7 protein-coding genes are annotated in these 9512 nt (G+C 58.6%); 2 read left to right on the plus strand and 5 right to left on the minus strand.

Translation table 11 applies throughout. The features are described 5' to 3' along the window. Positions 1–422 precede the first annotated feature (422 nt). Both FYJ63_RS10745 and FYJ63_RS10750 read right to left on the minus strand, forming a co-directional pair. Complete coding sequence (locus tag FYJ63_RS10745) at positions 423–1652, minus strand: flagellin (protein ID WP_154546580.1); 1230 nt, start codon at positions 1650–1652, stop codon at positions 423–425. A 431-nt stretch (positions 1653–2083) separates the two neighbouring features. Next, the gene (locus FYJ63_RS10750) at positions 2084–2872 is read right to left on the minus strand and encodes a hypothetical protein (RefSeq protein WP_154546581.1); all 789 of its coding nucleotides are present in this window, start codon (positions 2870–2872) and stop codon (positions 2084–2086) included. A gap of 158 nt (positions 2873–3030) precedes the next feature. Here FYJ63_RS10750 and FYJ63_RS11300 point away from each other — a divergent pair, with 158 nt between their 5' ends. Further along, a complete protein-coding gene (locus FYJ63_RS11300) occupies positions 3031–3495 on the plus strand; it encodes a sterol carrier family protein (protein WP_420846028.1) in 465 nt (154 codons plus the stop codon). An 11-nt stretch (positions 3496–3506) separates the two neighbouring features. Here FYJ63_RS11300 and FYJ63_RS10760 read toward each other — a convergent pair whose 3' ends face one another. The 3 genes from FYJ63_RS10760 to galT form a co-directional block, all read right to left on the minus strand. Further along, the gene (locus FYJ63_RS10760; protein ID WP_154546582.1) at positions 3507–4424 is read right to left on the minus strand and encodes a FlaA; all 918 of its coding nucleotides are present in this window, start codon (positions 4422–4424) and stop codon (positions 3507–3509) included. 248 nt (positions 4425–4672) lie between these two features. Beyond that, on the minus strand, positions 4673–5962 hold the full coding sequence (gene galK / locus FYJ63_RS10765; RefSeq protein ID WP_154546583.1) for a galactokinase: 1290 nt from the start codon (positions 5960–5962) through the stop codon (positions 4673–4675). 3 nt (positions 5963–5965) lie between these two features. Then, on the minus strand, positions 5966–7207 hold the full coding sequence (gene galT / locus FYJ63_RS10770; protein ID WP_338106922.1) for a galactose-1-phosphate uridylyltransferase: 1242 nt from the start codon (positions 7205–7207) through the stop codon (positions 5966–5968). A 122-nt stretch (positions 7208–7329) separates the two neighbouring features. Here galT and FYJ63_RS10775 point away from each other — a divergent pair, with 122 nt between their 5' ends. After that, positions 7330–9336: an NAD(+) synthase gene (locus tag FYJ63_RS10775; protein ID WP_154546584.1), complete on the plus strand. Its 2007-nt coding sequence runs from the start codon at positions 7330–7332 to the stop codon at positions 9334–9336. Positions 9337–9512: the final 176 nt, after the last annotated feature.

Consider the following 9512-nt stretch of genomic DNA (forward strand, 5'->3'; position numbering starts at 1 on the left):
CTTTGCCAGCTTCTTGTGAGCCTTGCTGCGTTTGAGAACCATAACCAGATTATCCCACGCTCCTAGTTTCGTATACGAAAAAAGCTTGATTGAACATGATCATTACTGGGGAAAGTGGACAACATCCGCGGCCGATGAGTTTGTGCTAACATAGTTTTCGCGCGTGTAACATAATTGCAGGTCAGAGCGTTTTGTAGTTACACGGAAGTTACACGAAACGGAAAAATCGAGACGTTTAAGCACGTCAGAAAGTTTGGCGGAGGATTTCCCCCATCCTCCGCCAAAGAGTTTGATCGAGCGGCATCGAGCTTGCTCGGGATGCCCGAGGTCAAGGAAGCGGCGCGCAACATTTTCGAAGAAAAAGTTGCAAGCATCCTCCACTCATTTTTCAGGCTTTACGGACGCCAAAAAGTCGCTCAATTCTAAGCCACTGATAGCAAAGACAACACTCCGCGCGGGGCCACCATCGCCTGAGAGAGCATCGCGTGCGAGGTTTGGGTGAGGATCCGACCACGCATATATCTCGAAGCGTCCAAAGCCACATCGCTGTCCTCGATTCGACCCTGTGCCGAGCTTAGGTTCTCCACTGTAACGTTCAACGTATTAATCGTGTGTTCAAAGCGGCTCATCACCGATCCGAGGGTTGCCCGCGCGCTCGAAATCACCTCGATTTGGCCGTCAATATTGCGAATCGCCCCCTGGAACGCGGCGTTGTCGGCGTCTTGCGGAATGTAACACAACTGCTCCTTAGCGATGTCGACGACATCAACAAAGGTCACCGCAATCGTCTCCATGTCCGTCGCATTGGAGCCGATTTGAATCCGCAAGGCGTCAGCCGGCTCAACATATTTATCGCCTAAAATCTTGCGTCCCAAAACCTCGGTGACCTCGCCGATCCTCCCGATTTCGTGGCGGATCGCATCCATCTCTATCGCGATATTCCCGCGCTCAGCCGTGCCGTTGGAGTCGTTAGCGCCTTGAACCGCTAACACGCGCATCCTCTGCAGCATCGAGTGAACCGTGCCAAGAACCCCGTCAGCAGTTTGCACCATCGAAATCCCGTCCTGGGCGTTGCGAATCGCCTGTTTGCTGCCGAGCATTTGCGAGCGCATGTTTTCAGCCATGGCGAGTCCTGCCGCATCATCGGCGGCGGTGTTGATGCGTTTCCCGCTCGAAAGTTTTTGGAGAGAATCGTTTAGAATCTGGTGGGCGCTGGCGACGTGGCGGTAGGCATTAAGCGCCATCACGTTGGTGTTGACTGACTGCGCCGCGCCGGCTGCCCCCGCGGTGGCGAGCCCAAAGGTGTTCCCCAGAACCGAACCCAAGGAGACGGGTCCCCCCGCGTTAGAACTAGAAACGGAAACGACCGAACTGCCTGAGGAGGCCGGGAACCGTCCGGAGACCACTCGATAGTTAGAGGCCAGTCCTGCCCCGGCGCCGTCAGCAAAACTTGATCCGAGAGAGCCCAAGGCATAGGCGAGATGGCTCGGCATCCCGGACACATCCAGGGAATAGCCGGGGCCGGAATCGAGAGGGACTGTCGGAACTGGCGGGGGCGGCGGAGAAGACGGCGAGTCTGAGGAAATCGGCAGAGCAAAATCACTCGCGGTTACCGGCACCGCGACACTTCCGTCCACAGCTAATGTGGTCATAGCCCTACCATCCTTGATAGTGAAAAGAATTCAATCCTTGAGTTCTCGGAGCTCCGCGGCAATGCCGACAAGGCTCCCAAAAAATGATTGTACAGGCTCGCCTAGCCTCTTGAAAAGGGGCAGTTTTCGCTTGTCCAATTGTTCAGACAAGGCGAATTCAGCAAGGTGTCGCTCAAGGAAAGGCGCTGTGGTCTCTCAGCGGGGTGTTTTTGGAATCGAAGGTAGCGATTCTAGTCATAGTCAGTTCCGTAACTCGGGAAAATACGGCCATGAGTGGCAATAGTGGCAGCAATGCCCAAAATCTCCCGAGTTACAGAGCCAGTCGGGTGTATCAACGATAAATCACCAACAACCGACCAACATCAAAAGCCCGCGGGCCAAAAAAGCGAGCCCTCCGGATAATTCCGGAAGGCTCGCCAAGAAGATAGGGATTAATCTGCCAGCAAGCGCGCCACGGTGGTCGCGGACACGGTGGCTTGGGAGGACATCGCCGCAGTCGGGGCTGCCGCAATTGCGGCAGCAGACGCCGAGGCGGCGCCGGTAGCGTCAGACCCGCTCAAGGTTGCCGGAGCAACCCCGTCGAGCTCGGCGCCGAGCTCACCGAGCAAACCGTTCAAGTTTCCGGCCTGGGAGGTGACTTCCTGCATTGTGCCGGCAATCAGGTTGCTGGCCTGTTCCAAGGCTTTCGCGCTAGCTGCGGGCCGCTCCAAATTCAAGGCGCTGATACCCCGCCCGCCACTGGCAAGCAGGGAGGCGAGATCCTGGAGGTCTTGGCTGCCGACTCCGACTTTCACCGAACTAGCGGAAGTAGCCACCGAAAAATCGGTTCCATCGAGAACGTTGCGGCCCTCGAATTTGGCTCCACGTACCGCCTGGTCAAGATTCGCCAAACCGTCAGCCACAGCCAGGCGGGCCTCCGGACCTGACTTACCGGAGGCCACCACGCTCTGGACAAAGCCGAGATGCTTGGAAGCCTCGCTCAAAGAATGGTTAGCCACTCCCAAAGCGCCCATGCCGCGCTGAGCCTGAGCCAGAGTGCGATGCGCCTCCTGGACCTTGCTGGTCGTAGCCGAAGAATTAAGTTGGACCGAGTCAGCACCGCGCGGGCGACCTCCCGCCGTGCTTTGTAAACTATCAGCCTGACGAGCCGCCGCGGCTTTCTGGGCTGAACGAGCCGCGAGCAAGGCAGAGGAAGAATCTGGGGTAATCTGAACTGCCATTGTTCTCACCTTCCTTGAGTTTCATCCACTGGAATCCGAGGAATCCAGCCATTCCATTGGCTCAGCCGCCGAAGTTTTCGGTGCTTTTCAGTCGACCAAGCTGTTGTCTTAATGATACCAGTCTGAAAAGTTGCTGGGAATGGGTAAAATTACGAATCGTGGTTAAAAGGATTCCGAAAACCGAAGGACAAGCCGCTTTCGACGCCTGCATTTCTTCCCTAAATCCCAGTTCAGCCCCGATTCGAGACCATACCTCTGGAACCCAAGATTCTCTTGCTGATGCCACTAACAACCCCATCGCTTTGATAGGACAATCCGCGCCCGCGCCCAACCCTTCCCGGGAAACGCTCGCCACCGCGGTTCGCTGGTCGCTGCAGGAGCTGGCGGAACGAGCCCCCGGTCGCGCGGTGGAGGTTCGCGTCCCGCCTTTCGGAGCAGTCCAGATTCTCCAAGGAACCACGCATCGGCGCGGAACCCCGCCGGCGGTTGTCGAGGTGACCCCCGAAACTTGGATTCGACTTGCCGCGGGGGAATTAAACTGGGACGATGCCCTGGCGGACGGCTCAGCAAAAGCTTCGGGACAGCGCGCGAATCTCTCCGCACTCCTCCCTTTAGAGTTTTGAGAAAATCCGAGTTAGACCAAAAGACGCAACGCGGAAGACATCGCGGTATTCGCTTGAGCTCGGAAAGCCGCAGCTCCGCCGTTTTTGACGCTTTCTTTAGCTGCTTGAGCCAAGTTCAAAGCTATCTCCCGCGAACCGCCCACTTCGGAGCTCATCAAGGGGGAAGTCTCGGTCATAGCGCCCATCGCCGCATCTGCGGCCTGGTCAAGACCGGAACGCACCTGGGAGACCGCACTGCGGGCAATGTCAAGGCCGCGTCCCATGGCTTCGCCCTGTTCCGGCTGGAGCGTGGCTCCGTTTTCGGAAAGAAAAACGGCGAATCCCTCAAGACCAAGGCCTTCTACGCTAAAGGCCTTGCCGTTGGGGAGAGTCGCATCAATCGTCACTTTGGATTCCCCACCCACGCTGAAAGTGGCGCGGAACTTGCCATCAAGAGTTTTATGACCCGCAAAAGACTCTCCGGAGACCAAGACATCAAGACCGGCGGAGAGCTGGCCGAATTGACCGGAGAGCTCCTGGCGACGCGAGACGGTTAAAGTCCCAGGATTGGCCAAAGCCGAGACGATATCGCTCATCCCAGCAAGAATCATCTCGGTCTTTCCCAGCGAATCATTAACGGCCTTGGCGGTTGTTACCGCGGCCTGCGCGGTTTGAGCGCTGAGATTTGCGCGAGAAACTTCCGCGCGGGTGTTGGAAGTGGGAGAAACTTGGAGTTCGTCTCCGATACCGTTGACTTTGGCAAGTTTGCCGTTGGAGACGAGAGACTTTGGAGCTAGGGCAGCAACTTTGTTGGCAGAAAGAGGGACTGTCCCGCGATTGGAATCGGCAAGTTCTTTTCCAACGACATTCGCCTCAGCAGCTTTCGAGGAATTGAACCAGGGCTGCGCTAGCGCATTTGACTGGTATAGTCCCAAGCCATTGAGTTGCATGTTGCTCCTTCAAACTCTTCTTGTCTGACATCTATTTAGTCGGCAGATTTCCGCCTGTCATTAGAAATTTTAGGAAGGAAAAATCGCGGTCAAAAGCACTTTCAGCAATTTGTTAGGACAAAGTTGGGTCACCCACCTTGATGACCTCCAAAGACGCAAATCCTGACCTTGAAACATTACCGCTCGGTCAAGTGTCACGACTCGCGAAATTCACTAAAAAGCCACGGAAAAACCAGGATTCTCCCAGCCTAAAGTTTCTCCGCGGCCGCGCTCGGCTCGGCTAAGAGGAAGGAAGGCTCACGCAGGCCTTCGCGAGCAAAAGCGTCCATCACGGCTCGCGCCGTCTTCTCCACCTCGTCCGCTTCCACCAGCGCAATCGCGCACCCGCCGAAACCGCCACCGGTCATGCGGGCTCCGTAAGCTCCCACTTCCCGCGCCGAATCCACAGCCACGTCGAGTTCCTGGCAGGTTACTTCGTAATCCTCACGCAGCGAGTCGTGGGAGGCGTTCATCAAGTGCCCCAACTCATCGGGGCACCCCTCGCCTTGAAGTTCCGCGGCAAAATCGCGAGTGCGGACAATCTCCGTCAAAACGTGGCGGGCGCGGCGGAAGACCTCCTGGGCAATCTCCGTATCTCCGATTTTTTCCCGCAACTGACCCAAGAGCGCGCCCACATCGGTGTTTTCCCCTGCGGGCACCAAATCCCCGAGGAACTCCACCCCCATCGCCGCGGCCGCTACCTCACAGGTCTGGCGGCGTTTGGCGTACTGTCCGTCCGCGAGGTCGTGGCGCGCTTTCGTGTCGATCACCAAAAGCTCAAGCCCTTTCGCTCCCATGTTGAACTCGCAAGATTCCGCCTCGAAAGTACGGCAATCCAGCAAGATGACGTGCTCGGGAGAACACAAGAGAGCTGCCGCTTGATCCAGCCCACCCGTGGGCGCCCCGACATAGAAGTTCTCCGCGCGGCGTCCCGCCTCGAGGAGCTGGCGGCGTCCAGCTATCGAGCCTGCCAAGCCCAGCTCTTGCAAATCATCCACTGCGACCGCGACCGCGCATTCCAATGCCGCCGAGGATGATAACCCCGAGCCGAGTGGGACACAGGAATCAATGGCCACATCGAAACCGGGGAACTCCCCGCTAATCTTCAAGACGTCCTCAAGACCGAGAATCGTCCCGCCCACATAGGCCCCAGGTCCTTTGAAAACCCGCGAGCCGTCCTCGGGAATCTTGTCGGTCAGGCTCATCGCGAAGTCATCCAGATCCAGCTCGATTGGCTCGTTCATCTGGGCGGAGACGAGCCGCAGGCGCCGGTCTTTGCGCGGGGAAACCGCGGCATAGGTGGCGTGGGGCAGCGCCAAGGGCATCGCGACCCCGCCGTTGTAGTCAGTGTGTTCCCCGATGACGTTGACCCGTCCGGGGGCGCGGTAGGTTCCTTCCGGAGCCGTCCCGAAAGTGAGACGGAAGAGTTTCGCAACCCTTTCGGATCCGTCCTGGGCGGTGTAGGTGTCAGCAAATTGCGGCATCAAATTCAGATCCATGAGTTACTTCCATTCGATCGGGACAGTCAAACCGTCGAAAGCGCCGAGTTCCACGCATTCCCGCGCCGCTTCGCGAGCGCGGGTGGCAATCTTTTCCGGGGTGGTGTCTGAAATCCAGGCGGCCATCCCCGACTCGGAGCCGGCCAGGTACTTGAGTTTTCCGGGCGCGCGGAGGAAAGAGAAGAACTCGTTATGGAGTCCGAGTAGCTCTCTTCCGTCCTCGACGGCCACAGGCGCTTGGTGCCAAGCGGAGATGTAGTTGACCGGAATGTAGGTCCCGTCCTGGTCGCGGTGGAAGTGGTTGGCAATAATCATCATCCGCAAGTAGATATCGGCCAAGCCCTCCCGCTGTTTCTCGTCAAGTGCGGCGAAATCTGGAACTAGCCGCTTGGGGAGAAGATGGAACTCTATGGGCCAGCGGGCCGCGACCGGCACATACAGCACCCACTCGGCGCTTTCGGCAATAACACGGATGCCGGCGCGAATCTCCGCATCGCGGACGGTTTCGATGAGATTTATCCGCGGGTTTCCGGTTTTATCCGCGAGGGTTCGGGCTTGGCGAAGCATCGCCTGAGTTTTCGGGGTGAGATAGGGATAGGAGTAAATCTGGCCGTGGGGGTGGGCGAGAGTCACCCCGATATCTTTGCCGTGGTTTTCGAAAACAAAAACCTGCTTGATTTGGGGGATTTCCGAAAGCGCGGCAGTCCGATCCGACCAAGCCTCGATCACGGTTCGCATCCGTTTTGGCCCCATAGAGACGAGGTTCGTGTTCAGATCCGGCCCGAAACACACCACCTCGCAGCGACCGTTCGCGGGCTGTTCCAGGAACAAGGGCTCCCCGTCCACCGGTTGTGGTTCCTGAATCTGTCCGCGGGTTTCCGGGGTTTCCATCAGGGACGGGAAACGGTTTTCGAACACAACCACGTCGTAGTCGGTATCGGGAATCTCCCCGTCCTGGTACTCGGCTCCGGGACGAGCCGGACCCAGCGGGTTCGCGTCCGCGGGAGGGAGGAAGGTTCGGTTCATGCGGTTTGCCGCCATCGGAATCCAGTCTCCGGTCAGCGGATCTTGGCGCATCACCGGCCCCTCGACCGGCTTACCATCGACCGGATCAAAACGGTTCGGCAAGGGCCTGGGGTCGTCCAAGCGGCGGGTCTTTTCCCCACTCACATAGGGCTCGGAATCATCAAAGTAAAACAAATCGCGACCATCAGCAAGTTTAGTAGCAGTTTTACGGACACTCACGGGGGTTCCTTTCTCTGGACTCGCATTTATCCTACTTTCGTTGCCGGTGTTTCGCGGGGGTTCCGCTGCGGTTTATATTTCCGGCGTACCCGAACCGCGGCGCGGATAGTTAGACTGGAATCATGGAATTCAACAATCTCTACGCTCATGGAATGGTGCGAGTCGCCGCCGCCACCTTCGAGGTCATCCCCGGAAACCCGCGTGAAAACGCCACTAGAATCGTGGAACTGGCTCGTGAGGCCGCCGCCGCCCACGCCGCCGTAGTGGTTTTCCCGCAAGACTGCTTGACCGGAACGACGGTCGGAGACTGGGGAAGAAACACCTCTGTCGCAAATGGTGCCGTGTCCGCCCTGGATTATATTGCCGGACAGACCGCGGATTTCGGGCTGGTCACCATTCTTGGAGCGCGCCTGTCGGGAGTGTCTCGAGCCATCTCGATTTTCGATGGCAGCGTAGTTGATGACGTGGATGCTCCCTGGGGGCTTCGAGCCGATAATCTTCCGGGATTGCGGATTCTTCCCGTGGTTGGGGAACGGATTTCACAAGTCCTCACCGGTGAAGTTTTAGAGCCCAGCACGACCCTCATCGCCCAACTGGTGGCGCCAACTCACACCGTCGGCGCCACCCGCCGACTCCACCGCGCCGCCCGCGAGTTATCCCGAGACCTGCGCCTAGCAGTAGTCCAGTCCATCGGTTCTCACGGAGAATCCTCCACGGATGGCTCCCACACTGCGGGCGGGTTTATCGCCGCAGATGGGATGATATTGGCCGCGGAGGAGCACCTCGGCGCAGGCGGGCTGACCTTGGCGGATGTCGCCTTACCGGAACTCGCCGGAGGCTCGCGCTACACCGGACCAGATTACGGAGAAATGACTGGTTACGGCGATTTTGAGGTGAATTTCGACCTCACAACGGAGGTGCCCCTGCTGGAGCCTCCCGCCCAGCGCCCCTTGGTGCCCGCTTCGCCGCGCCGCTACCGCGCCGACCTCCAGGAGGCTTTCGAGATTCAATCCGCAGCTCTCGCCCGACGCCTCCAGGCAGTCGAGGACGGAAACATCATTCTCGGCCTCTCCGGAGGGCTCGATTCCACGTTGGCGCTGTTGGTAGCCGTGTCAGCAAAGGCTCAGCGCGGGCGGGCCCTTGTTGAAACCGCAGCATTCGATCCGACAACCTCGCGAGAATCCATCCTCACTTTCACGATGCCCGGCTTCGCGACCACCGACCACACCAGAGGAAACGCGGAAGGTCTCGCGCGGGCTATCGGGGTCGGCTGCGAACTCATCGATATTCGCCCCACCGCGACCGAGATGTTGAAAACTATGGGACATCCCGCGGGAAACGGCGAGCCGGTTTATGACATCACTTTCGAGAATGTCCAAGCGGGACTGCGCGCCGACTATCTCTTCCGGCTCGCCAACCAGCGTGGGGGGTTCGTTTTGGGAACCGGCGATCTCTCCGAAGCGGCGCTCGGCTGGTCCACCTACGGGGTGGGCGACCACATGAGCCACTACGGGGTCAATGGCGGGGTGCCGAAATCGATGATGCCGGATTTGATTCGGGTCGCCGTGGAGGAACTCGTGGAGCGGGATTTGGTGGCGGATTCGAGCGCTTTGCGCGAGGTGGTGGCGAGCATTTTGGCTACGGAAGTCACCCCCGAGCTTATCCCCGCCCACGCGGATGCCACTGGCGAAGTGCAGCGTCAAACCACCGAGGGGACCATCGGCCCGTATCTCCTGCATGACTTTTTCCTCTACCACACGCTGCGCGGGGCCGGTCCCGACCTGGTCGCCTTCCTGGCGCTGGGAGCCTTCACTCGGGGCGCGGGGGCCGGAACGGATTCAACAAATGCCAGCCGCGATGTCGGCGTGGAGAACGGCTTCGAGCCAAGTCAGAGCTTCTCCCTGGATTCGCTCTTTGCCGAGCCCCGCTATTTTGAGCGCGCGGAAATCCTGCATTGGCTGGAGGTGTTTTATCGCCGGTTCTTGACCCAGCAGTTTAAGCGCTCGGCCTCGGTGGACGGGCCGGTGATCTGGGAAGGGATGTCTCTGAGTCCTCGGGCCGGTTTCCGGTTCCCCTCCGACCTCTCCCCCGCGGCGGTTTTAGCCCAAATTGAAAACTCGCGGTTCTAACCCAGGAGAATATCGCAGGCGGTGTCAAGTGGTGAGTGCAACATTGAGCGCTTCGGCGGGGTTTTGCCAGCCGAGGGTTTCGCGGGGGCGGATGTTTAGAAGGTGTTGCATTTCTGTGATGTCGTCGTCGCTGATTTTTCTGAAGTCGGTGCCTTTGGGATAGAAATCTCGGATCA

The sequence above is a fragment of the Mobiluncus porci genome (assembly GCF_009695935.1).
Taxonomy (GTDB): Bacteria; Actinomycetota; Actinomycetes; order Actinomycetales; family Actinomycetaceae; genus Mobiluncus; species Mobiluncus porci.

Coding starts and splice junctions, on each gene's coding strand:
- FYJ63_RS10760 (WP_154546582.1), bottom strand. CDS start 4,424: ATGCAACTCAATGGCTTGGGACTATACCAGTCAAATGCGCTAGCGCAG.
- galK (WP_154546583.1), bottom strand. CDS start 5,962: ATGGATCTGAATTTGATGCCGCAATTTGCTGACACCTACACCGCCCAG.
- FYJ63_RS10745 (WP_154546580.1), bottom strand. CDS start 1,652: ATGACCACATTAGCTGTGGACGGAAGTGTCGCGGTGCCGGTAACCGCG.
- FYJ63_RS10775 (WP_154546584.1), top strand. CDS start 7,330: ATGGAATTCAACAATCTCTACGCTCATGGAATGGTGCGAGTCGCCGCC.
- FYJ63_RS10750 (WP_154546581.1), bottom strand. CDS start 2,872: ATGGCAGTTCAGATTACCCCAGATTCTTCCTCTGCCTTGCTCGCGGCT.